We start from the raw sequence: 23,264 nt of genomic DNA on the forward strand, positions 1-23,264 counted from the left end.
GGGAATAGAAGATGAATCCACGCAAATCGATCGTGCTAGGTGGCCTCCTGTTCGCCTCGTTGCTTGTCACCAGCAGTAAGGTCCATGCTCTCGATCTCAACGGTCCATGGGCGACCGACGCCAACAACTGCCCAAAGGTCTTCGAGCGCAAAGGCGGCCAGATCGGCTTCACCGACATGTCCGAGGTTTTCGGCGGCGGCTTCATCGTCGACGGCGACCAGATCATCGGTAAATTCGCGCGCTGCCGGATCAAGGCGCGCAAGGACAGCGGACCAAACATCAATCTGATCGCGGCTTGCGCGACCGACATCATGCTCTCCAGCGTTCAACTCAGCCTGAAGGAGCTCGACGCCGATAGTCTCGTCCGCCTGTTCCCGGGCATGGAGGACATGGAGATCCGTTATCACCGCTGCCCGGCAAATCCGGGATAATGTTGCGCGGTCTGCAGGCTGTTGGAGCCATGCAATTGCCGCTAGGATTGCCTGGGGGAGCGGCCGTTTGAAGCTGCCCAGGAGATCAATGAGCGGGCGCGTGACCATTGGATCGGTAAAGCCGTGGCAGGTCGCGGCCGCGTTGCGTCGTTGTGACCTGCTGTTTGCCCTGCTGCTCCTCGCTTGCGTCTTGTCCGCGTCCGCCAGGGCCGACGAGCCGGACGTATTCCCGCGCCGGGAGGCCAAGCGCGTGCTCGTGCTGCATTCCTTCGGGCGTGAATTCCGCCCATGGAGCGAATATGCGCGCAGCATCAAGGCCGAGCTCGAGCGGCGGTCGCCTTGGCCACTCGACATCCAGGAGCACACTCTGCTGACGGCCCGGTTCAACAATCCCGGCCCGGAAGCCCCCTTCATCGAATACCTGGCCTCGCTCTACCAGGGCTCGTTGCCCGACATCGTCATCAGCATCGGTGCACCGGCGGCGCGGTTCGTGCAGAGATACCGGGGCAAGTTGTTTCCGGGCACGCCGATGGTGCTGACGGTGGTCGAGGAGCGGTTGGTCAATCGTTCCGATCTCACCGGGGACGACGTCGTCGTGTCGGTTCGCAACGATTTCATGGCGGCCTTCAAGAACATTCTCCAGGTGATGCCGGATACCAGGACGGTTGCCGTGGTGATCGGCGCTTCTCCGTTGGAGAAGTACTGGATCGATGAAGTGGCACGCGAACTGAAGCCGCTCGCAGACCGGCTCACCATCGTCTGGTATTCGAACCTGTCGTTCGAGGAGATCCTGAAGCGGGCCGCGAAGCTTCCTCCGCACACCGTGTTGTTCTGGGGTCTGATGTCGGTCGATGCCGCCGGAATCGTCCATGAGGGCGACATCGCGCTGCGCAGCCTGCATGCAGTCGCAAACGCACCGATTTTTTCCTACCAGGAGCCATTCTTCGGCGGCAGCACCGTCGGAGGCCCGATGCATTCCACGGCAGAGACGACCCAGAAGACGGTCGATGCCGCCATCCGCATCCTCGGTGGTGAAAGGCCGTCCAGCATCAAGTACCAACCGATCGGGTTTGCGCCACCCAAATACGACTGGCGGGAGCTACAGCGCTGGGGGATCAGCGAGAGCAATCTGCCCGCGGGAAGCGAGATTCTGTTTCGCGAGCCGACCATGTGGGAAAGCTATCGCTGGCAGATGCTGCTGATCACCGCCATCATCCTGGTACAGGCAGGCCTGATCAGCGGGTTGCTGCACGAGCGGCGCCGCCGCCAGATCGCCGAAGTCGAGTCACGCCAACGCCTGGCCGAACTCGCGCACGCCAACCGCTATTCGGCCGTCGGCGAGCTGACGACGTCGATCGCCCACGAACTGAACCAGCCGCTCGGCTCCATCCTGACCAATACCGAGACGGCCGAGCTCATGCTCAAAGGCGCCTCGCCCGATCTCGACGAAATCGGGCACATCCTCGCCGACATCAAGCGTGACGACCAGCGCGCGAGCGAGGTGATCCGCCGCCTGCGCAGCGTGCTGAGGAAGAGCCCGTTCGAGGTCCAAAATCTCGAGCTCAACGGCACGGTGTGGGAGGCGATCGGGCTCGCGGCCGCGGTCGCCGATGGCCGCCGCATTACGCTGAGCTATCTGCCTGCCATCTCCGATCTGCCCGTCAAGGGCGATCCGGTCCAGCTCCAACAGGTCATTCTCAACCTCATCATCAACGCGATGGACGCAATTTCCGATGCGGACATGAAGAAGCGGGAGGTGAGCGTCACGACGTATCGCGCCGGCAACCAGGCCGAGATCAGGATCGCCGACACCGGCCCCGGCATTGCCGCAGGCGATCTCGCAAACGTCTTCAATCCCTTCTTCACGACCAAGCCGGAAGGCATGGGAATGGGGCTCGCGATCGCCAAGACGATTGTCGAGGCCCATCACGGCACGATGGCGGCCGAGAACCTGCCGGCCGGCGGGGCGCTGTTCACGGTCAGGCTGCCGATCATGCGGTAACGGGCGGTAGTTCTACAGTTTCGATCTCACGCGGCAGTTTCGCGATGGCATCGGTTATGTCGACCGCGTCAGGTGCGGCGGCGTGATTTCGTTGATCTCGATCAACAAACGTCTGTCCTCCGGCCCGATGGTCGCGGACGGAAAGCTTTGTGGAGGTCGTGATGTATCGCTGCGGCAAGATCCTCATGGCGCTTGCGCTGGCATTGGCGGTCCCCACCGCTGCCATCGCTCAGGCCACCACGCCGGTCGCTCCAACGACGCAGGCCCAGCCCGCAGCGCCACCGGCGCCGACTGCCGAGCTCCTGAAGCCGGAGCAGCTCGAGGCTCTGGTCGCGCCGATCGCGCTCTATCCCGACGAGCTCCTTGCCAATGTGCTGGCCGCCTCGACCTATCCGCTCGAAGTGGTGCAGGCCGACCGCTGGCTGAAAGACAACAAGAGCCTGAAGGGCGACGCGCTGAAGACACAGGTCGACAAGCAGAGCTGGGACGATAGCGTCAAGGCGCTCGCCAGCACGGCGGATGTTCTGGCCATGATGAGCGACAAGCTCGACTGGACCCAGAAGCTCGGTGATGCCTTTCTCGCCCAGCAGCCCGACGTGATGGATGCGATCCAGCGATTGCGCAACAAGGCCTATGACAACAAGAAGCTGGTCACGACCAAGCAGCAGAAGGTCAGCGTCCAGTCCCAGGAAGGCAAGCAGGTCGTCGTGATCCAGCAGGCCGATCCCGCGGAGATGTACGTGCCGTATTACGATCCGGCGACGGTCTACGGCACCTGGCCCTATGCGGAATATCCGCCGTATTATTGGGGCTATCCGTCCTATATCGGCGCCGGCATGGTCGCGGCCGGCATCGCCTTCGGCACCGCCTGGGCGATCGGGCGCTGGGGCAATTACTGGGGCGGCGGCTGCAACTGGGGCAACCGCAACGTCTACGTCAATCATCGCACCACCAACATCAGTGGCGGCTGGCAGCACAATCCGGCGCATCGCGGCGGGGTGCGCTACAACAACACGAACGTTCAGAACCGCTTCGGCAACACCAACATCAGGGCCGGCGCGTCCGACCGGATGGACTTCCGCGGCCGTGACGGCAACCAGGTGCTGCGCCCGAGCCAGGGCGGCCCGGGAGATCGAGCAGGCGATCGCGCGGGGGATCGTGGCGGCCCCGGTGATCGCGGCGGCGCTGGTAATCGTGCGGATCGTCCGGGTGCCGGCGATCGCCCGAGCGCAGGGACGCGGGATCGGCCCGGTGGCGGTGATCGTGCCGGCGCCGGCGACCGTGCCAAGGGCGGAGGTGACCGTGCCAAGGCTGCAAACCGTGCTGGCGGCAGTGCTGCCGCCAACCGCGGCGGCGGCAATCGCGGCGGCGCCATGAACGTCTCTTCCGGCCGGTCGGCCGCCGCAGCTTCGGCGCGTGGAAGATCAAGCATGGCGAGCATGCCGCGCGGTGGCGGCGGCGGGCCCAGCATGGCCGGGCGCGGCGGCGGTGGCGGGATGGCTGCGCGTGGTGGAGGCGGCGGCTTCGGAGGCGGCGGAGGTCGTGGAGGCGGCGGCGGCGGTGGACGGCGGTCCGATATCGCGCTGAAGCACGACATCGTCCTGCTTGGCCATCTCTCGAGTGGCCTCGGCTATTATCGCTTCAGCTATATCGGCAGCGACAAGGCCTATGTCGGCGTGATGGCGCAGGAGGTCGAGCAAGTGATGCCCGACGCGGTGACCCGCGGCAGCGATGGTTATCTGCGCGTCTACTACGACAAGCTCGGGCTGACGTTCCGCACCTACCGCGACTGGCTCGCCGGTGGCGCGAAGATCCCTGCGGAGGTGCTGCGATGAACGGCCTGAAATCGCTCCATCGTGCGTTCCTGCCTGGCATCGTGGCGCTCAGCTTGTGCGGCTCACCGTCACTCGCACAGGAATCCTACAAATCACCGGAGGATGCCGCCGCTGCGCTCGCCGCAGCGGTCAAGAGCGGGCCGAGGGACATCCTGAAAGTGCTCGGCAGGGCCGCCGAGGACATCGTCTCCTCGGGCGACGAGGTCGCCGACAAGGACATCCGCGCGCGCTTCACGTCGTTGTACGAGGCCAAGCACGGCATCAAGGCGGAGGGCAACAAGACCGCGACCCTGATGCTGGGACCGGATGATTTCCCGTTCCCGATTCCGCTGGTCAACGGCAAGGCCGGGTGGGAGTTCAACACTGACGAGGGACGGATCGAGGTGCTTCGCCGCCGCATCGGCCGCAACGAGCTCGACGCGATCCAGACCGCGCTCGCTTATGTCGACGCGCAGAACGAATATGCCGACAAGGACCGCGGTGAGGGCGTCGGCGTCTATGCCCAGCGCATCGTCTCCTCGCCCGGCAAGAAGGATGGCCTGTTCTGGCGCGACGACAGCGATCCGAGTCCGCTCGGGGCGCTTGCGGCCGATGCGTCCAGGGAGGGCTACAAGTCCGGCGACGTCGGGCCCGCGCCCTACCACGGCTATTATTTCCACATCCTCAAAGGGCAGGGCCGCGATGCGCCCGGCGGCGCGCTGAACTATGTCGTGAAGGGCAGGATGATCGGCGGCTTCGCGCTGATCGCCTGGCCCGCCGAATACGGCAATTCCGGCATCATGACCTTCCTGGTCAATCATGCCGGCACCGTCTACCAGAAGGACCTCGGCAAGCGCACCGAGTTCATCGCCGAGCGCACCACGCTGTTCGACCCCGATGAGACCTGGAAGAAGGTCGATGCCGCAAAGCCCTGAACGGCGTGTGCGCATGCTCCGTCTGATGGCGATGCTCCTGCTCGCGCTCGGGCTCGCAGTCCCTGCGACACCATCATTCGCGCAGGCGGCCGGCCATGTCCGGGTCAAGATCGTCAAGGCCGGCCTGCTGGTCGGCGGCGGTATCGGCAGCGGAACGCTGGTCTATCGCGGCAAGACCTATCCGTTCAGGGTCACGGGCCTGAGCTTCGGCATCACGGCCGGCGCCACGATCGGTCGTCTCGACGGCTGGGCCTCCGATATCCGCGAGGTCGGTGATTTTGCCGGCACCTACAGCTCCGTCGGCGGCGGCTTTGCCCTGGTCGGCGGCGTCAACGGCGTCCACCTCCGTAACGAGAAGGGCGTCACGATCGTGCTCCAGGGCCCGAAGGCGGGACTGGAGCTGGCCGCCAATCTCGGCACCATCGTGATCTCCCTGAGGTGAGGCAACTCCGTAGTCGGCCGGGGGTCCAGGCCAGGCCGGACGGCCGCGTCGCTAACGTGGAATTAATCCGAAATGCCCACAATTTTATGCAGTTGTGTAAGTGAGTGCTGCGTAAAGGAGGCGTCGCGAGGACGTTCCGGCGACGGCCTCCTTTTGCTCGCTCATGAGGTCAATGCAGATGACCACGTCTTCAGACACGCTGTGCTTTGCCGAGCACCTCGACGCCGCAGCACTTGCGGCCGCGGCGTCCGAACCCCAACCCGAGCCTGAAGCCCCGGAAGCGCCGGCACCCGGCAAGAACTCGAGCCGGAAATCGGTCCTGGCCCTGGCAGTGTGTGCCCTGGCCATCAACGGCGCAGCGGCGATCTATACGTCGCCGTTTGATCTTTCGGTGCCGGACATCGGCAACCTGGCTGCGCTGCTTCCGAGCCGGGAAGCCGTCGCGCCAAAGCCGGATCCCGTTGTCGCTGCCTTGATGCAGATCCAATCGGCCCAGCAGCAGCAGGCGGCCGCTCTGCAGGAGATCAATTCCTCCCTGCAGCAAAACACGGCTTTGCGGCAGCAGGATTCGACGGTCCTCGTGTCGCTCCGGCAGAGCATCACCGACGAGCGGGGCGACGTGAAGAAGATCTCGCCGCAGCTTTCGACGTTGATCGCGAAGATCGACACGCTGCAAAACACGATGATGTCGGACGTCACGGCTTCCATTCGGAGAGCGCATGCTCGCTATGGACTGCCGGCGGCCTTGCGCAAGCGGATGCTCGAACGGCAGTCGAAATCCGTCGGGCCGGTTTCGGTTGGCGGCGCTCCGCTGAGCGCGCCGGCGACGGTTGCCGCGCCGGAGAGCTGAAGGCGCACCGGGGTCGATTGCTCGGGGCTGCGTTTGCGTGAACCGCGCAGGCGGGTTCACGCTGAAACCCGACTTGACCATCGATCGTTGGGAAAGATTTGGTGAGCGCGCTGGGGCTCGAACCCAGGACCCCGTGATTAAAAGTCACGTGCTCTACCGGCTGAGCTACGCGCTCCCATGGCCGCTGATGGCTCTAGAGATCGATCGCCATCGTCTTCGGACATTCGAGAAGCATGTCTTGCCGCTGCGCGTAGGGTTTGCGTCGCGGGGAAAACCGGCTGTTTCCGGATCATGCTTTCGGCCCGCGCTGTGTAGGGGGATGGGGCGCTGAGGTCAATAGCAGGAGTGGTTGCCAAAACACGCGGCAGTAACGAGGATTTGCTCGCCGCTTCCATCGCTTAGGCCGGGGTTTTCAACCCGATTGGCGGTGCGTCATCCACGTCCAAAGACCCCATGACTTTTAGTCCCGGGCTCCGAGGCGTCCAAATCTGCCCCGTCAGTTCGCTTCCCGCCGCACCTCGCTCGGCACCGGCTGCTGCCCGGTACCGGCTGGCGTCGGCAGCGCGACGGGGCGCAGCCCGATCAGTTCGGCGGTGCGGATCGCGCTGTCGCGCCAGAACTGGAACGAGTTGATGCGGCTGAGCTCGAGGATCGCAATCGCGACCGCCGCCAGGAACGGCAGGCTTTGCAGCACCAGCACGCCCGCGAAGATGTAGATCTCGGTGATCTGGCGGAAAGAGTTGGAGGCGATCAGCACGCCGGCGCCGACCAGGAGCAGGGTGCCGATCACGGCCTCCCAGAACGCCTGGAACTCGATCGACATTCTGGACAGGCCGCCCTTGGACGTCCGCGCGAACGCGATGTGCTCGGTGATCAGGCCCTGCGCGACCGCGCGTGACACCGTCCACTGCACGCTCATCGCGGCGATCATCGCGCCCAGCATCTGGCCCGGCTTGATCGCGACGCGCGCGCGGTACATCGACAGGAAGTGCACGAGCGAGACGACGAAGGCGCCGATGATCGGCAGCGTCAGGATCTTGTCGGGAATTGCGATGTCGGCGAAGGCGACGATCGGCACCCAGACGAGGTTGAGCAGCGCCACGACGACGCCAAGGCTTTCGGCCCCGAGCCAGTTCAGCCAGCCGAGACCGTATTCGCGCTTCTGGTCGGGCGTCAGCCGGCTCCGCCCGGGCAGGAAGTGCCGCCAGTGCTTCTTGACGATCTGGAGGCCGCCATAGGCCCAGCGATGACGCTGCTTCTTGAAGGCCTCGTAGGTGTCGGGGAGCAGGCCCTTGCCGTAGCGGTGGTTGGTGTAGTGGGTGGTCCAGCCGAGCTCCTGGATCGCAAGGCCGAGGTCCGAATCTTCACAGATCGTGTCGGATGACCAGCCGCCGGCCATGTCCATCGCGGCGCGGCGGATCAGGCACATCGTGCCGTGCACGATGACGGCGTTGAGCTCGTTGCGCTGGACCATGCCGATGTCGAAGAAGCCGGCATATTCGCCGTTCATGATGTAGTGCATGATCGACAGGTCGCCGTCGCGATGCTCCTGCGGCGCCTGCACGAGACCCACGCGCGGGTCGGCGAAAGCAGGCACGAGGTCCTTGAGCCAGTCGGGCTCGACCACATAGTCCGCATCGAGGATGCCGATGATCTCGGCATCGGCAGCGGTGCGGTCCATCGCGATGCGCAGCGCGCCGGCCTTGAAGCCCTGCACCTTCTCGGCGTTGATGAACTTGAAGCGCTCCCCGAGCGCGCGGCAATGGTCCTGGATCGGCTGCCAGAATACGGGATCCGGCGTGTTGTTGATGATGACCACGCATTCGTAGTTCGGATAGTCGAGCCGCGACAGCGCATCGAGCGTCTGTTTCAGCATATCGACCGGCTCGAAATACGCCGGGATATGGATCGAGACCTTCGGATGGTAATTCTCCGGCACGTTCTCGATCGGCTTGTCCTTGGCGAGCAGCCGCTGCGGCGGCCGGCCGAACGCCACCGCTGCAATCTCGTCGATGCGTGCCATCGCGATGAGGACGAGCGGAACAAGCAGAATCATGCCGAGCGTCAGCGCGAAGGCGGAGCCGAAGATGAAATAGTGCCCGTTCCAGAATGCGAACACGGTCGCGGCCCAGGCGCCGACGCCGTTGGCGGCGGCCGACAGCACGAACGCCTGTTTCGCGGTCGGCTGCTCCAGCCGCAGGATCGGCAGCGACAGGAGGATGCCGACCAAAAGCGCGATCGTCATCAGCTTCCAATAGTCGGGGTTTTCGACTGGGCCGGTCCAGGCGAATTTCGGCTCGCGGTTGGCGTTGAGGATGCCCCAGTACGGGCCGACGCCGCCCTCAAAATACTTCCAGGGCTGATCGATCGCCTCGACGATGTTGTATTCCATGCCGATCGCTTCGGCGCGGCTGACGAAGTTGCGCAGCGTCAGGGCCTGCTGGAACGGACCGGGGTCCGCGTTGCGCAAGTTATAGCCGGCGCTCGGCCAACCGAACTCGGCGATCACGATGCGCTTGCCGGGGAACTGATTGCGCAAGAGGTTGTAGCGATCCACGGCCTGGTCGACCGCCTGGTCCGAGCGGAAATTTTCCCAATAGGGCAGGACGTGCGCGGCGATGAAATCGACGTTGGAGCCGAGGTCGGGGTTGTCGCGCCAGATATTCCAGATTTCGCCTGTCGTGACGGGGACGCGGACCGCGCTCTTCACCCGCTTGATCATCTCGATGAGATCTTCGACCTTCTGCTCGCCGCGGTAGATCACCTCGTTGCCGACGACGACGCCGTTGACGTTGCTGTTCTTGCGGGCGAGCTCGATCGCAGCCTTGATCTCGCGCTCGTTGCGATCCGGGTCCTTGTCGATCCAGGCACCGACGGTGACCTTGAGGCCGAACTCCGCGGCGATAGGCGGAACCAGTTCCACGCCGCCCGTTGACGAATAGAGGCGGATCGCGCGCGTCATCGTCGACAGCTTCTTCAGGTCGGCGCGGATTTTCTCGATCGTCGGGATGTTGTCGATGTCGGGGTGGGCCGAACCTTCGAACGGTGCGTAGGAGACGCTGGGTAACAGGCCCTTGAAATCAGGCGCCGGTTCCTTGTCGCGCAGGACTCCCCAAAGGCCGGCGTGGAGCACGGACACGAACAACAGAACGGCGGCGACAACGCGCATCGCGGCTAAACCAAAAGGGGCTGAGGGGTCAGGGAAGCGGATCCGACCCCGAGATCCGACCAAGTCCGCGGCAAATGGAGCATACCTCTGCGGCGCGGTTTCACAACTGTCATGGGCTCATGTCCTTATCAGGGCATGAGCTTTTTGGAATCGCGGCAGTGCCAACCGCAGATATGACCGATCGTTCCTGAACGGAGGCTGAAACGATCGCGGCTATTTCTGGGGGGCAGGTGACGGGCTCGCCGCAGGCGCAGGGCTGGCGGCCGGCTGAGGGGCCGGCGAATTGCCGGTGCTTGGTGCGGCCGGCGGCTGGGAGGCCGTGGTCGCCGCCTGTTGCGGCTGGGCGGCCGGATTGATCCAGCAGGCGTGCACCCGGCTGTCCAGGGTTTCCGCGACCTTCGGATCGATCTGGGCGCCGAAGCGGGTCAGGCAGCGGAACGCGGCCTGGATGTGACCGCCGGGGCAGCCGAAGCGATCATAGAGGTCGAGATGGCGGAACGCGGTATCGAGATCATCCCGCCACATCAGCCGCACCACGCGGCGGCCGAGCCAGACGCATTCCGGGTTACCGGCGGGCCCGTTGATGGCCTGGGCGGCCTCGGCGAATTCGTCGGTGCGGCGCTGGCTCTGGGCGGTCGCCTCCTTGGCGGCATCGGCGGGCTGTGCAGCGGCCTTGCCCTGGTCAGGGGCCGGCGTGCCGCTCTGGGCGGAGGCGCCGCCGAGGCTGGTCAGAAGGACAAGGGAGGTGACGGCCAATGAGGCGGCGAACTGCCGCAGGACCGCATTTCGTAACTCGAACACCCGTCGCCGCATGAATTCCCCAAAAGTGTCTCAGCCGTCCGCCCGCGCGGGAGGACCTCGCGGACGCCGCCGTGATGGCGTCCAAATGGGTCTCCAATGCGGCGGAAAAGTCCCGCGAAATCCATTGACCTGTATTTGGATTTTTGTCCAGCAAAGTCACGATCCTACGGCCCATTCGAACGGCCGCAGCCCAATTCGTCGGGGAGAGGGTGCGGCCAAGGCGCGTAACCCCCCTTGGCAGACGGCGTGCGAGCAGGTAATCGACGGACCCTTCGCGGAGGACGGAACCGATTTCACTTCGTACGCCACTGGCGCTCCTGCTCGTTTCTCTGGGTGCGATTGCTGCCGTGTGGTGGTGGCTTGCCACGCCAATCACGCTTGCGCGCGCCCCGATCGATCCCAATGACAAGGTCCAATGCGTCTCCTACGCGCCGTTCCGCGGCGAGCAGACGCCGCTGAACCCATGGACTCATATCGAGGCCGACCAGATCGAGCAGGATCTGCGGCAGCTGAAGCAGATCACCGACTGCGTCCGCACCTACTCGATCGAGAACGGGCTCGACCAGGTGCCTTCGGTGGCGACCAAGGTCGGCGGGCTGAAGGTGATCCAGGGCATCTGGCTCGGCAGCAACCGCGCCAAGAATTTCGAGCAAGTGGCGACCGCCATCCGCCTCACCAAGGAATTTCCCGACACCATCTCCGCGCTCGTCGTCGGCAACGAGGTGCTCCTGCGCGGAGAGATGACGACGCAGGATCTCATCGCGATCATCCGTTCGGTGAAGGCCCAGGTCAGCGTGCCCGTGACCTATGCCGACGTATGGGAATATTGGCTGAAGAACCGCGAGGTCTATGACGCCGTCGATTTCGTCACGATTCATATCCTGCCGTACTGGGAGGATGTGCCGGTGAAGGCGAAATTCGCATCTTCCCATGTCGAGGCGATCCGCGAGCGCATGGCGGTGGCGTTCCCCGACAAGGAGATCCTGATCGGCGAGACCGGCTGGCCGAGCGAGGGCCGCATGCGCGAGGGCGCGCTGCCGTCCCGCACCAACCAGGCGCGCGTCGTCTCGGAAATCCTGGCCCTCGCAAAGTCCCAGAAGTTTCGCGTCAACCTGATCGAGGCCTATGACCAGCCGTGGAAGCGGCGGCTCGAGGGTACCGTCGGCGGCTATTGGGGCCTGCTCGATTCGGTGCGGCGCCATCTGAAATATCCGCCGGGCGAGCCGATCAGCAATTTTCCGTTCTGGAAATGGTACATGGGCGCCGGCATGGGCCTCAGCGTGCTGGTGTTCGCGGTGGCCGGCCTCACGCTGCGCCGCCGGCCCTGGACGCCGCGCTTCTCGGCCTGGCTTGGCGTCGGCATCTCCGCGACATCGGCGGGCATCCTGCTCGGGATCGCCGCCGACAAGATGTATTACGAGAGCTACGGTTGGGGCGGCTGGCTGCAATGGGGCGTGCTGCTGCTCGCCGGCATCTTCTCGCCGATCTTCTGCGCGCAGGCGCTCGTCATCGGCCGCAGCCTGCCGACCTTTCTCGACCTGCTCGGTCCGCGCGAGGGCCGGAAATGGTCAAAACTTTCCGCCTTGCTTTGCCTGACCCTGGCCGTGACGGCGGTGATCGCGGCCGAGACCGCGCTCGGCTTTGTGTTCGACCCGCGCTACCGCGACTTCCCCTATGCCTCGCTGACGATGGCGGTGGTGCCGTTTGCGCTGTTGATGCTGAACCGGCCGCAGATCGGCGTGCGCCCGATCGCGGAAGCGGTTTTCGCGGGCGTGCTGGCATTGTCGGCGGTCTACGTCATCCTGAACGAAGGACGCATCAATTGGCAGGCGATGTGGACCTGCGCAATCTATCTCTTGTTCGCGCTCACGCTGTGGCGGGCGCGGGCCGAGCAAAGCCAAGGATGAGCAGGCCGATCGCAAGGCCCGCCAGCACGATGTTGTAGAGCACGATGCCGAGGCCTGCTGCGACCACGCCGAGCGTGAGCAGCACGATCGAGGGCCGCATCAGGTTCAGCGTCGCGATGACGAGCGCGACGATGCCGAACACCGAATTCTTGAACAGCGACGTCGACACCGAGCGCGCCTTGCAGACCATGGTCTGCAAGCCGGCGTCGCAGGCGAGCGCCACCTGCGAAAACTCGATCGCGAGATAGCGCACATAGAGCGCCCAGCCGACGGTGACGAAACCGACGACGATGAGAAACTGCACCTGATAGGGCGTGAGGCGAAACGGCTTCTTTGTCATGCCGGCAATATGGTCGGGATGGCGGAACGGAGCAACAGGGCCGGGGAATTTTTACACCGGGCGCCCTGCGCGGCCGTTGCACCCTTTTTCGTCAATCAGAGCGCCTCGGAACCGTAGCCGTACGGATTTGCGAGAGTTGCTCGGCCGCCTAACATTTGGCTCGCAGCGCGGGCGGATCCCAACAGGAGCAGATCACGTCGAAGAGCGCGACTGCGAGGATGCGGGTGAGTTTGGCAATGGCTGATGCGTTGCAGATCAATTTTGCGCTGTGGGGTATGATCATCTGCGCTGCCATCAAGATCAGCCAACTGGCCGCGGTCATTTGAGAAGCGCCCTCTCGGGCGAGTCGCTGCGGTCTTTCAATCAAACGCCCTGATCGTCTCACCGTCTGAAGAACGACGATATCGTCGAACTCGCCGAGGCGGTTTCGGGCTTGGTTTGAGCAGCCGGCTGGGGCGCTGGTGCGGGCGCCGGCTCCTCGCGCCTTGACGAGCGCCTGGAGGAATAAGTGCGGCGGTGCTTTTCGGGTTTGGCGGCGGGCACGGGCGCAGGGACGGTTTCAGCTTGTGGGACCGAGTCCTGGCTCTTTTCCGAATTCTTGTCCTGGTTCTTGTCCGAGCCGCCGCGCATCGACAGGCGCTGGCCGTCGAACACCGTAGTCTCGCAATGGCGGTCGTTCTCGGCGAGGCCCGCGCAGAGCTTTGCGGCGGCGGCGGCATTGATCAGGGGGCCGGCGCCCAAGTGAAGTTGCATCCCGAGGCCATTCTTGCCTTCCTTGATCATGATGATCGGCCGCAGCGCGGCGACCTCCGGATGGGACTTGCTCAGGCCGCGCCAGAGCGCGCGCAGGCCGTCGACGGAATTCGCGCCGCCGAGATCGATGGCAAAGCGGGTCTGCTGCACCGTGATCGCGGGGGACTCGGCTTCGGTTGCCTCGGGCGGCTTGGCGGGTGCTGCGGCGACTTCGGTTGGCGCGGGCGCTGCGTCGGACTTCGTCTCGACGGCCTTCTCGGTCGTTTCCGGCTGAATCAGTTTCGACGCGGCCGGATCCGGCGGCGCCATGATGGATTTCGATGGCACCAGCGGAAGGATCGGAATCGCCGAGGTCGTCGTCGGCGATTGCGGAACGAGCGAGGCGGCGGATGCGGTTTGGGGCGGGCCCGATTGATCCTTCGCGGCCTCCTTCGAGCCGTCCGTGGGCCCCTTGCCGGCATTTCCGCGCGGCTTGTCGACCAGCGAGGCGGCAGTCGATGCGACCGGTGCGACGTCCGGCGCCGGGGTCGCGGGCTGAGCGGCGGCGACGGGGGCGTCCTGCGGCTTCGAGGCCGGCATTTGCTGCGACGTCGCATTCTGCTTGGCGATGGCGCCGGTGACGGAATCGAGCCCCTGCTCGAGCACTGTGACGCGCGAATAGAGCCGGTCACGATCGGTGTTCAGCGTCTCGATGGCGGAGGCGAGGCGACGGGTTTCGAGCTGGCTTTCCTTGGTCAGCACCTGGAGCCGGTCTGACTGGCGGGCGAGGTCGGCGGAGGCGACCTGATCGCGCCGCCAGCCGAGCTGGGCCTGGTTGGCCATCACGGCGACCACGACGGCGCCGACGGCGGCCACGCCCCAGGTGCCCAGGCGCCACAGCATGCGGCGATCGAACGTGCTTTCCTCGGCCAAAAGTCCGGAGAACAGCCCTCCGGTCTCCTTGTCGCCGAAGGCATCCGCCAGTGGGTCCGAATCCTTTGCCATGAACGTAGAGTGCCCAGCCCTGTCCGGCGTCCCCGAATCAATCACGGAACATTAACAGGAAAACCCGCGCGCACTTGAATTCCGGGTGTTTGCGGGGGTAGCAAGGCGGCATCCGCTCGCCGCCCGTCGGTGAACGATCGATTCGGCCTTATTTGACAGGATTGCGATGACCGCCCGCTCAAGCCTCACGATCGTGCTCGCCGCCGGCGAGGGCACGCGCATGCGATCGAGCGTGCCGAAGGTGCTGCATCCCGTGGCTTCTCAAACCCTGCTCGCCCACGTGCTCGGCGCCGCACCGACGGGAACCGGCACGGCGCTCGCCGTCGTGATCGGTCCCGATCATCAGGCGGTTGCCGATGAAGCGAAGCGCATCCGTTCCGACGCGCTCATCTTCGTGCAACGCGAGCGCCTCGGCACCGCGCATGCGGTGCTGGCGGCGCGCGAGGCGATCGCGCGCGGCGTGGATGATGTCCTGATCGCCTTCGGCGATACGCCGCTGATCTCGGCCGAGACGTTTGCGCGGCTCCGCGCGCCGCTCGCGAACGGTGCTGCGATTGCCGCGCTCGGCTTCCGTGCGGTGGATCCCACCGGCTATGGCCGCTTCATCGTCGAGGGCGACCGCCTGGTCGCGATCCGCGAGCATGCCGATGCCGGCGCGGAGGAGCGCAAGATCGATCTGTGCAATGCCGGCGTGATGGCGATCGACGGACGGCGCGCGCTCGCGATCCTCGACAAGATCGGCAATGCGAATTCCAAGGGCGAGTACTATCTGACCGATGCGGTCGGAATCGTCCGCGACATCGGATGGGAGTCCGTGGTGATCGAGACCAGCGAGGACGAAGTGCGCGGCATCAACACCAAGGCCCAGCTTGCGGAAGCCGAAGCCGTGATGCAGACGCGGCTGCGCAAGGCTGCGATGGAGGCCGGCGTCACGCTGGTCGCCCCTGAAACCGTCTATCTCGCCGCCGACACCGTGTTCGGCAAGGACGTCACCATCGAGCCGTTCGTGGTGATCGGCCCCGGCGTGTCGATCGCCGACGGCGCCGTGATCCATTCCTTCTCGCATATCGTCGAGACCACGCTCGGCAAGAAGGTGTCGATCGGCCCCTATGCGCGGCTGCGTCCCGGCACCTCGCTCGGCGACGGCGCGCGGATCGGCAATTTCGTGGAGACCAAGGCGGCGACGCTGGAGGCCGGCGTCAAGGTCAACCATCTCTCCTACATTGGCGATGCCACCGTCGGCGCCAATTCCAACATCGGCGCCGGCACCATCACCTGCAACTACGATGGCTTCAAGAAGCACAGGACGGTGATCGGGCAGGGTGCCTTTGTCGGCACCAACTCCTCGCTGGTCGCGCCGGTGAAGATCGGCAACGGCGCCTATATCGGATCAGGCTCGGTGATCACGCGCGATGTGCCCGACGACGCGATGGCGCTCGAGCGCAACCAGCAGACCATCCGCGAGGGCGGCGCTGCGCGCTATCGCGAGATGAAGACCGGCGGCAAGAAAACCGAGAAGTAGCCCGCGAACTCAGCGGGCGCTCATTCGTCTTCGGCGAACTCGGAGAAGATGGCGCGCGTCAGGCGCCAGCCGCGCGGCTTGGCGCGCTTGATCGGCTCGCCTTCCGGATGCTTCACGAAGACAGGCTTGCTTTCCTTGCCGCGCTGGGGCGGGGGCCAATGCGCAAGGTGTGTGCCGGAGGTCTCGCTGGCACGAATATACATCGAAGACAGACCTTTGCGGTCGGACGTGGCTTTCATGGCCCTGATCTCCTAGGCTCGAATCGTTGGCCAAACTTGTTGACGATGGGTTAATGCGTGCGGTTAAAGGCAAGCCAAATCGACGCAGGGCTCGGGATTGCCGTCGGCGAATGCTGTCGCAATCGGTCATAATTATTGAGTATCTGGTTCCTTAGGAACTTCGCTAAAAACCGAGCGCGTCGTTTAGGCGATTTTTCGACGATTTGGGGGATAGTGATCCGCATGTGCGGGATTGTCGGCATTCTCGGGCGCGAGCCGGTTGCAGAGCAATTGGTGGATTCGCTCAAACGTCTCGAATATCGCGGCTATGATTCCGCGGGCGTCGCCACGCTTGAAGGCAAGCATCTCGAGCGCCGCCGCGCCGAGGGCAAGCTGAAGAACCTGGAGAAGCGGCTGGAAGCCGAGCCGCTGAAGGGCACCACCGGCATCGGTCACACCCGGTGGGCCACCCACGGCAAGCCGACCGTCAACAATGCGCATCCGCATGCGACCGAGCGCGTCGCTGTGGTTCACAACGGCATCATCGAGAATTTCCGCGAGCTGCGCGAGGAGCTCGAGAAGAACGGCACGGTGTTCCACACCGAGACCGACACCGAGATCGTGCTGCATCTCGTCGACGACCTCCTGACCCGCGGCAACAAGCCGGTCGAAGCGGTGAAGCTGACGCTGGCGCGCCTTCGCGGCGCCTTCGCGCTCGGCTTCATCTTTGCCGGCGACGACGATCTCATGATCGGCGCCCGCAACGGCCCGCCGCTCGCGATCGGCTATGGCGACGGCGAGATGTATCTCGGCTCGGACGCGATCGCGCTCGGCCCGTTCACCGACACGATCAGCTACCTCGAGGACGGCGACTGGGTCGTGCTGACCCGCAGGAGCGCCACGATCTTCGACAAGGACGGCCAGGCCGTCGCGCGCGACAAGATCCGCCACGCCGCTTCGACCTCGCTGGTCGACAAGGCGAATTATCGCCACTTCATGGCGAAGGAGATCCACGAGCAGCCGGAAGTCGTCGGCCATACGCTGGCGCGCTACGTCGACATGGCGACCGAGCGTGTCTCGCTGCCGGTCAAGCTGCCGTTCGACTTTAACGACATCCAGCGCATCAACATCACGGCTTGCGGCACCGCGAGCTACGCCGGCATCGTCGCAAAGTACTGGTTCGAGCGCTTTGCGCGACTGCCGGTCGAAGTCGACGTCGCCTCCGAGTTCCGTTACCGCGAAGCGCCGCTGCGCAAGGGCGATCTTGCGATCTTCATCTCGCAATCCGGCGAGACCGCCGACACGCTGGCCGCCTTGCGCTACGCCAAGGCCGAGGGCGCGCACACCGTTGCCGTCGTCAACGTGCCGACCTCGACCATCGCGCGCGAGAGCGAGACCGTGCTGCAAACGCTGGCCGGCCCCGAGATCGGCGTCGCCTCGACCAAGGCCTTCACCTGCCAGCTCATGGTGCTGGCGAATCTGGCGATTGCCGCCGGCAAGGCCAGAGGCGAATTGTCCGAGCAGGACGAGACCAGGCTCGTCCACGGCCTCGTCGAGGTCCCGCGCCTGATGTCGGATGCGCTCACCACCGAGCCCCAGGTCGAGAAGCTCGCGCACCGGATCGCAAAATCCCGCGACGTGCTCTATCTCGGCCGCGGCACCAGCTTCCCGCTGGCACTGGAGGGCGCGCTGAAGCTGAAGGAAATCTCCTACATCCACGCCGAGGGCTATGCCGCCGGCGAGCTCAAGCACGGCCCGATCGCGCTGATCGACGAGACCATGCCTGTGGTGGTCATCGCGCCCCACGACCGCGTGTTCGAGAAAACCGTCTCCAACATGCAGGAGGTTGCCGCCCGCGGTGGCAACATCATCCTGATGACCGACGCCAAGGGTGCGGCGGAGGCGACGGTGGATTCGCTCGTCACCATCGTCATGCCCGACATGGCCGCGGCCTTCACGCCGATGGTCTATGCCGTCCCGGTGCAGCTGCTCGCCTATCATACGGCCGTCGTGATGGGCACGGACGTCGACCAGCCGCGCAACCTCGCCAAGTCCGTGACCGTGGAATAGGCAAGGGGGAATCCGGCCGGGACGCTTCGTGATCTTCCAAAACCTGCTAGAAGACCCTAGCTTGTGCGAAGCGACCGACCTGGAACCCGAATGACCGCCCGCGACGACGCGCCTGCGCCTCTTGACCCCGCCCCGGAACCGCATACCGGCCTGATGGGCCGTTTCCGCAATTATTTCCTGACCGGACTGATCGTCACCGGTCCGATTGCGATCACGCTGTACCTGGTCTGGTGGTTCGTCACCTGGGTCGATGGCGTGGTGCGACCCTTCGTGCCGCTGGCCTATCGGCCGGAAACCTATCTTCCCTACGGCGTTCCCGGTTGGGGACTGATTGTCGCATTCTTCACGCTGACCCTGGTCGGATTCCTCGCGGCGAACCTGATCGGCCGCACGCTGGTCGATGTCGGCGAGACGTTCCTGGGCCGGATCCCGGCCGTGCGTGCGATCTATCGCGGCCTGAAGCAGGTGTTCGAGACGCTTTTTTCGGGCAAGGGATCGAGCTTCCGCAAGGTCGGCCTCGTCGAGTTTCCATCGCCCGGCATGTGGTCGATCGTGCTGATCTCGCAATCGCCGAGCGAGGACATCGCGCGAAGCCTGCCCGGGCAGGAGGAGCATGTCTCGGTGTTTCTGCCGTGCTCGCCGAACCCGACCACCGGCTTCTTCTTCTACGTGCCCAAGAGCAAGATCATCGAGGTCGACCTCAGTGCCGAGGATGCGGCAACGCTGATCATGTCGGCCGGCGTGGTGCAGCCCGGCTCCGCGCCCGACCCGAAGAAGGCGGCTGCGCTCGCGGGCATGGCCAATGCAGCGCGCATTGCCAACGCCTCCACGCTCCAGCCCGAGCCTGCAAAGGTGGAGTAGGGCTATTCCCCGGCGGGATGGCCTGGGGTCACGCGCGCGTTCGCGTCGTCTGCTAATGTTCCGGTCGAAACTGAGCGTCGCGCTCGGAAGTCGAACTGGAGTGCCCCGATGTCGAAGACCATTGCGATCCTCGCGCCCGGTGCCATGGGCAGCGCGGTGGCGCGACGCTTGAGCGAAAACGGCGCGCGGGTGCTGACGTCGCTCAAGGGGCGCAGCGAGGCGACGCTGAAGCGGGCGGCGGATGCCGGCATGATCGGCGCCGAGGACGATGCGATCGCGGATGCCGACATCATTCTCTCGATCGTGCCGCCGGGCGAGGCGGTGGCGCTCGCCGAGCGGCTGGCGGCCCTGATCGTGAAGCGTGCGAAGAAGCCTGTCGTGGTCGACTGCAACGCCGTCAATGTCGATACGGTGAAGCGGATCGAGGAGATCATCGGATCGGCGCAGGCGCCCTTCGTCGACGGCGGCATCATCGGCTTTCCGCCGCAGCCGGGCGGCAAGAGCCCGGCCTTCTACATGTCCGGAGAGCACGCCGGGGGTCTCGCGGTACTGAGGGATTTCGGGCTCGATCTGCGCATCGTCGAGGGGCCGGTCGGCGCCGCCTCCGCGCTCAAGATGTCCTACGCCGGGATCGTCAAAGGTCTCGCCGGCATCGGCTCGGCCATGGTGGTCGCTGCGACCAAGGCAGGGGCTGCCGATGCGCTCCGCGACGAGCTCGCGCTCAGCCAGCCCGCGATCCTGGCGCGGCTCGAGGTCGCGCTCCCTGACATGATCCCGAAGGCCTATCGCTGGGTTGCGGAGATGCAGGAGATATCAGGCTTTCTCGGGCCGGATCATCCGGCCAGCCAGATCTACGAAGGCTTTGCCAAATGGTTCGAGCATCTGGCCGCCGACGCGAAAGGCGGGGCGGTCGATGCGTCGCTGTTGAAGGCGTTCGCCGCCAGTATCGCGAAGAAGAAGGCCTGATCCTCAGTCATTCGGCAGCCAAAGCTTTGGCTGACCTGTCCGGGAGCATGACGCAGGAGCTGGAATGAGAGTGCTGGTGATCGGCGCGGGAGCGCTCGGCGGTTATTACGGAGCTTGCCTGGTCCGAGCAGGCGCCGACGTTACGTTTCTGGTGCGATCCGCACGGGCCGAGCAATTGCGGCGGGATGGATTGAGGGTCAAAAGCCCGCATGGCGATTTCGCCGTGCAGCCGAAGCTCCTCCAGGCAAACGAGCTCGAGGAGCCGTTCGACGTCGTGCTCGTCGGCGTAAAGGCCTATTCGCTCGACGACGCGATGGATCAGTTCGCCCCGGCGGTTGGCGCCGGCACGATGATCTTGCCGATCCTGAACGGCTTGAAACATATCGATGCGCTGACGGCGAAGTTCGGCGCCGCGCACGTTCTCGGCGGGCTTGCGAATGTCAGCGCAGGGCTCGATGCGGATGGCCGCGTCGTTCAGTTCATGGCCAATCAGACGATTGTCTTTGGCGAGACCAAGGGGGCGCTGAGCGATCGCACGCTTGCTCTGGAAAAGCTGCTCGATGTCCCCGGTATCGACGTGCGCGCCAGCGAAGCGATCATGCAGGACATGTGGGAGAAGTTCGTCCAGCTCTCGACGCTCGCCGGCATCACCTGCCTGATGCGCGCGAGCATCGGGGACATCCTGGCTGTGCCGAACGGCGAGCAATCGATCTTCCGCCTGTTCGCGGAATGTTGTGCCGTTGCGACGGCTTCCGGCTTTGAACCGCGCGCCCCGTTCATCGAGTTCGACCGCAAACTGTTCACGACGCCGGACTCGCCGCTCAAGGCTTCCATGCTGCGCGATATCGAGCGCGGCTCGATCACCGAGGCGGAGCATATCCTCGGCGACATGGCCAATCGGGCCCGCAAGCTGAATATCGACACGCCGCTGCTGGATCTCGCCCGGGCGCATGTCGCCGCCTACGAGGTTGGACGACGAAGGGCCGCGAGCTAGCCCGCGCCGATCAACGGGATCGCTTCGTCCCGCTCGTAGAGATACAGCAGGCAGCGCAGCGCCTCGCCGCGTTCGCCCTCCAGCTTCGGATCGTCCTTCATGATCCGCAATGCCTCGTCACGGGCCTGGGTGATGAGCTGGCCATGCACCTCCGAGCGCGCGATGCGGTAGCCGGGCAGGCCGCTCTGGCGCACGCCCAGCACGTCGCCTTCGCCGCGCAGCTTCAGGTCCTCCTCGGCGATGCGAAACCCGTCGGTGGTCTCGCGGATCACCTTCAGCCGCGCCTTCGACATTTCGCCGAGCGGCTCGCTGTAGAGCAGAATGCAGGTCGAGGCCTCCGAGCCGCGTCCGATGCGGCCGCGCAACTGGTGCAGCTGGGCAAGTCCAAAGCGCTCGGCGTTCTCGATCACCATGATGGTTGCCGCCGGCACGTCGACGCCGACCTCGACGACGGTGGTCGCGACCAGAAGGCCGATCTCGTGCGCAGCGAACTGGCCCATCACGCGATCCTTCTCGGAGCCCTTCATCTGGCCGTGGACGAGGCCGGCGCGACCTCCAAAGCGCCTTTGCAGGCTTTCGAAACGCTTCGTCGCATTGGTGAGATGCTCGGTGCCTTCGGCCTCGGATTCCTCGACCAGGGGGCAGATCCAGTACACCAGCTTGCCGGATTCCAGCGCGCGGCCGACGCCGTCAATGACCTCGCCGAGCCGGCTCATGGCGACGGCGCGGGTGTCGATCGGCTGGCGGCCGGCTGGTTTTTCGCGCAGCTCCGAGATGTCCATGTCGCCGAAATAGGTCAGCACCAGCGTGCGCGGGATCGGCGTGGCGCTGAGCACCAGCACATCGACGGCTTCGCCCTTCGATGTCAGCGCCAGCCGCTCGCGTACGCCGAAGCGGTGCTGCTCGTCCACGATCGCGAGCGCGAGATCTCTGAAGATCACATCGTCCTGGATCAGCGCATGGGTGCCGACGAGGAGATCGATCTCGCCTGCGGCGAGCTGCGTGATGATCTCGCGCCGCTCCTTGCCTTTTTCGCGGCCTGTGAGGATCGCGACCCGCATGCCGGCCCGCTCGGCGAGCGGCGCTATGGTCTTGATGTGCTGGCGCGCCAGGATTTCGGTCGGGGCCATCAGCGCGGCCTGCTTGCCGACTTCGGCGACGGCCGCGGCGGCCAGCAGCGCCACCACGGTCTTGCCCGAGCCGACGTCGCCCTGGAGCAGACGCAACATGCGTACGGGCTGCTTCAGGTCTTCGGCGATGGCGGCCGCGGCGTTGCGCTGGGATGGCGTGAGCGCATAGGGCAGGGCGTCGATGATCTTGCTGCGAAGATGTCCGTCGCCGGCATTGCGCACGCCGGCGGGCCGTCGCAGTTGTGCGCGGATCAAGGCGAGCGCGAGCTGCCCGGCGAGCAATTCGTCGAAGGCGAGGCGCGACCAGAAGCGCTGGTCGGGCAGGATGTCCGTGAGCTCGACCGGCTGGTGCACGCGATGGAGCGCTTCCGTAACAGGCGGGAAATTGCAGCGGCGCAGCACCTCCGGGCTGATCCATTCCGGCAGCGCGGGCAGCTTCTGCAGCGCCTGCGTAATCGCGCGGCGCAGCGAGCCGAGCGCGAGGCCCGTGGTGAGCGGGTAGACCGGATCTATCCCGGAGAGCTTTGCGATCGCGTCCTCGTCGAGCACGCGGTCGGGATGCACGATCTGCGGGATGCCGTCGTACATCTGGAGGGTGCCTGAGACGTAGCGCTTCTCGCCTATTGGGAGCAGCTTCTCGACATAGCCCGGCTTGGCGCGGAAGAACGTCAGCACGACATCGCCGGTGTCGTCGCTGGCATAGACCAGATACGGCGCGCGCGGATTGCGCGGCGGAGGCGGGCGGTGGCGATCGACCGTGACCTCGAGCGTCGCCATGGTTCCCTGCACCGCATCGCGGATCTTCGGCCGCGCCCGGCGGTCGATGACCTGGCTCGGCAGATGCAGCAACAGGTCGACCAGCCGCGGCGTCTCGCTGCGGCTGAGCAGGTATTGCAGCAGCTTGTCCTGCTTTGGACCGACGCCGGGCAGGCTGGTCACGGGAGCAAACAGCGGATTGAGCAGGCTGGGGCGCATTCTCGCAACATTCGTCATGCGCGGGCTCGACCCGCGCATCCATCTTTTCAAGGACGATGGATTGCCGGGTCAAGCCCGGCAATGACAGTCCCCAAACAAT

The 23,264-nt window shown here is 65.1% G+C and carries 18 protein-coding genes and 1 tRNA gene; 12 read left to right on the plus strand and 7 right to left on the minus strand.

The window, feature by feature from the left end; translation table 11 throughout:
• Positions 1-11: 11 nt before the first annotated feature.
• The 6 genes from XH90_RS18715 (at position 12) to XH90_RS18740 (ending at position 6,474) form a co-directional block, all read left to right on the plus strand.
• Positions 12-431: a hypothetical protein gene (locus XH90_RS18715; RefSeq protein ID WP_194475835.1), complete on the plus strand. Its 420-nt coding sequence runs from the start codon at positions 12-14 to the stop codon at positions 429-431.
• A gap of 88 nt (positions 432-519) precedes the next feature.
• Positions 520-2,433: a HAMP domain-containing sensor histidine kinase gene (locus XH90_RS18720; RefSeq protein ID WP_194475836.1), complete on the plus strand. Its 1,914-nt coding sequence runs from the start codon at positions 520-522 to the stop codon at positions 2,431-2,433.
• Positions 2,434-2,594: 161 nt separating this feature from the next.
• Positions 2,595-4,268, plus strand: a complete 1,674-nt coding sequence (locus XH90_RS18725) for a DUF3300 domain-containing protein (protein WP_194482734.1) — start codon at positions 2,595-2,597, stop codon at positions 4,266-4,268.
• The gene (locus XH90_RS18730; RefSeq protein ID WP_194475837.1) at positions 4,265-5,182 is read left to right on the plus strand and encodes a DUF2950 domain-containing protein; all 918 of its coding nucleotides are present in this window, start codon (positions 4,265-4,267) and stop codon (positions 5,180-5,182) included. The genes XH90_RS18725 and XH90_RS18730 overlap by 4 nt, the downstream gene beginning before the upstream one ends.
• On the plus strand, positions 5,166-5,624 hold the full coding sequence (locus tag XH90_RS18735) for a hypothetical protein (RefSeq protein WP_194475838.1): 459 nt from the start codon (positions 5,166-5,168) through the stop codon (positions 5,622-5,624). The genes XH90_RS18730 and XH90_RS18735 overlap by 17 nt, the downstream gene beginning before the upstream one ends.
• A 172-nt stretch (positions 5,625-5,796) precedes the next feature.
• Entirely contained in the window at positions 5,797-6,474 is a 678-nt protein-coding gene (locus XH90_RS18740; RefSeq protein WP_194475839.1) for a hypothetical protein, read from the plus strand.
• 99 nt (positions 6,475-6,573) lie between these two features.
• Here XH90_RS18740 and XH90_RS18745 read toward each other — a convergent pair.
• The 3 genes from XH90_RS18745 to XH90_RS18755 form a co-directional block, all read right to left on the minus strand.
• Positions 6,574-6,649: transfer RNA gene (locus XH90_RS18745), tRNA-Lys, on the minus strand.
• A gap of 321 nt (positions 6,650-6,970) precedes the next feature.
• On the minus strand, positions 6,971-9,643 hold the full coding sequence (locus XH90_RS18750; protein WP_194475840.1) for a glycosyltransferase: 2,673 nt from the start codon (positions 9,641-9,643) through the stop codon (positions 6,971-6,973).
• A 213-nt stretch (positions 9,644-9,856) separates the two neighbouring features.
• A complete protein-coding gene (locus XH90_RS18755) occupies positions 9,857-10,456 on the minus strand; it encodes a beta-1-3, beta-1-6-glucan biosynthesis protein (RefSeq protein ID WP_194475841.1) in 600 nt (199 codons plus the stop codon).
• A 335-nt stretch (positions 10,457-10,791) separates the two neighbouring features.
• On the opposite strand from XH90_RS18755, the gene XH90_RS18760 reads away from it, so the two are divergent.
• Entirely contained in the window at positions 10,792-12,351 is a 1,560-nt protein-coding gene (locus XH90_RS18760; protein WP_246755528.1) for a beta-(1-6) glucans synthase, read from the plus strand.
• Here the strand turns inward: XH90_RS18760 and XH90_RS18765 are convergent.
• Positions 12,311-12,691: a hypothetical protein gene (locus XH90_RS18765; protein ID WP_194475842.1), complete on the minus strand. Its 381-nt coding sequence runs from the start codon at positions 12,689-12,691 to the stop codon at positions 12,311-12,313. The genes XH90_RS18760 and XH90_RS18765 overlap by 41 nt on opposite strands.
• Positions 12,692-13,072: 381 nt before the next feature.
• A complete protein-coding gene (locus XH90_RS18770) occupies positions 13,073-14,428 on the minus strand; it encodes a hypothetical protein (protein ID WP_194475843.1) in 1,356 nt (451 codons plus the stop codon).
• A 166-nt stretch (positions 14,429-14,594) separates the two neighbouring features.
• Here XH90_RS18770 and glmU point away from each other — a divergent pair, with 166 nt between their 5' ends.
• On the plus strand, positions 14,595-15,950 hold the full coding sequence (glmU, locus tag XH90_RS18775) for a bifunctional UDP-N-acetylglucosamine diphosphorylase/glucosamine-1-phosphate N-acetyltransferase GlmU (protein ID WP_194475844.1): 1,356 nt from the start codon (positions 14,595-14,597) through the stop codon (positions 15,948-15,950).
• A 20-nt stretch (positions 15,951-15,970) separates the two neighbouring features.
• Here glmU and XH90_RS18780 read toward each other — a convergent pair whose 3' ends face one another.
• On the minus strand, positions 15,971-16,189 hold the full coding sequence (locus XH90_RS18780; RefSeq protein ID WP_194475845.1) for a hypothetical protein: 219 nt from the start codon (positions 16,187-16,189) through the stop codon (positions 15,971-15,973).
• A gap of 222 nt (positions 16,190-16,411) precedes the next feature.
• Between XH90_RS18780 and glmS the strand changes: the two genes are divergently transcribed.
• The 4 genes from glmS to panE all read left to right on the plus strand — a co-directional run bounded on the left by glmS (position 16,412) and on the right by panE (position 21,059).
• Complete coding sequence (gene glmS / locus XH90_RS18785) at positions 16,412-18,238, plus strand: glutamine--fructose-6-phosphate transaminase (isomerizing) (protein ID WP_194475846.1); 1,827 nt, start codon at positions 16,412-16,414, stop codon at positions 18,236-18,238.
• A 90-nt stretch (positions 18,239-18,328) separates the two neighbouring features.
• A complete protein-coding gene (locus XH90_RS18790; protein WP_194475847.1) occupies positions 18,329-19,099 on the plus strand; it encodes a DUF502 domain-containing protein in 771 nt (256 codons plus the stop codon).
• 108 nt (positions 19,100-19,207) lie between these two features.
• A complete protein-coding gene (locus XH90_RS18795) occupies positions 19,208-20,065 on the plus strand; it encodes an NAD(P)-dependent oxidoreductase (RefSeq protein WP_194475848.1) in 858 nt (285 codons plus the stop codon).
• A gap of 64 nt (positions 20,066-20,129) precedes the next feature.
• The gene (gene panE / locus XH90_RS18800) at positions 20,130-21,059 is read left to right on the plus strand and encodes a 2-dehydropantoate 2-reductase (RefSeq protein WP_194475849.1); all 930 of its coding nucleotides are present in this window, start codon (positions 20,130-20,132) and stop codon (positions 21,057-21,059) included.
• On the opposite strand, the gene recG is transcribed toward panE, so the two are convergent.
• Positions 21,056-23,164: an ATP-dependent DNA helicase RecG gene (gene recG / locus XH90_RS18805; protein WP_194482736.1), complete on the minus strand. Its 2,109-nt coding sequence runs from the start codon at positions 23,162-23,164 to the stop codon at positions 21,056-21,058. The genes panE and recG overlap by 4 nt on opposite strands.
• Between the last annotated feature and the right edge of the window lie 100 nt (positions 23,165-23,264).

It is taken from the genome of Bradyrhizobium sp. CCBAU 53338 (assembly GCF_015291665.1).
Lineage (GTDB): Bacteria > Pseudomonadota > Alphaproteobacteria > Rhizobiales > Xanthobacteraceae > Bradyrhizobium.

Coding starts and splice junctions, on each gene's coding strand:
- panE (WP_194475849.1), top strand. CDS start 20,130: ATGAGAGTGCTGGTGATCGGCGCGGGAGCGCTCGGCGGTTATTACGGA.
- XH90_RS18795 (WP_194475848.1), top strand. CDS start 19,208: ATGTCGAAGACCATTGCGATCCTCGCGCCCGGTGCCATGGGCAGCGCG.
- XH90_RS18735 (WP_194475838.1), top strand. CDS start 5,166: ATGCCGCAAAGCCCTGAACGGCGTGTGCGCATGCTCCGTCTGATGGCG.
- XH90_RS18720 (WP_194475836.1), top strand. CDS start 520: ATGAGCGGGCGCGTGACCATTGGATCGGTAAAGCCGTGGCAGGTCGCG.
- XH90_RS18770 (WP_194475843.1), bottom strand. CDS start 14,428: ATGGCAAAGGATTCGGACCCACTGGCGGATGCCTTCGGCGACAAGGAG.
- glmU (WP_194475844.1), top strand. CDS start 14,595: ATGACCGCCCGCTCAAGCCTCACGATCGTGCTCGCCGCCGGCGAGGGC.
- XH90_RS18740 (WP_194475839.1), top strand. CDS start 5,797: ATGCAGATGACCACGTCTTCAGACACGCTGTGCTTTGCCGAGCACCTC.
- glmS (WP_194475846.1), top strand. CDS start 16,412: ATGTGCGGGATTGTCGGCATTCTCGGGCGCGAGCCGGTTGCAGAGCAA.
- XH90_RS18730 (WP_194475837.1), top strand. CDS start 4,265: ATGAACGGCCTGAAATCGCTCCATCGTGCGTTCCTGCCTGGCATCGTG.
- recG (WP_194482736.1), bottom strand. CDS start 23,164: ATGCGCCCCAGCCTGCTCAATCCGCTGTTTGCTCCCGTGACCAGCCTG.
- XH90_RS18780 (WP_194475845.1), bottom strand. CDS start 16,189: ATGAAAGCCACGTCCGACCGCAAAGGTCTGTCTTCGATGTATATTCGT.
- XH90_RS18725 (WP_194482734.1), top strand. CDS start 2,595: ATGTATCGCTGCGGCAAGATCCTCATGGCGCTTGCGCTGGCATTGGCG.
- XH90_RS18750 (WP_194475840.1), bottom strand. CDS start 9,643: ATGCGCGTTGTCGCCGCCGTTCTGTTGTTCGTGTCCGTGCTCCACGCC.
- XH90_RS18790 (WP_194475847.1), top strand. CDS start 18,329: ATGACCGCCCGCGACGACGCGCCTGCGCCTCTTGACCCCGCCCCGGAA.
- XH90_RS18715 (WP_194475835.1), top strand. CDS start 12: ATGAATCCACGCAAATCGATCGTGCTAGGTGGCCTCCTGTTCGCCTCG.
- XH90_RS18755 (WP_194475841.1), bottom strand. CDS start 10,456: ATGCGGCGACGGGTGTTCGAGTTACGAAATGCGGTCCTGCGGCAGTTC.
- XH90_RS18765 (WP_194475842.1), bottom strand. CDS start 12,691: ATGACAAAGAAGCCGTTTCGCCTCACGCCCTATCAGGTGCAGTTTCTC.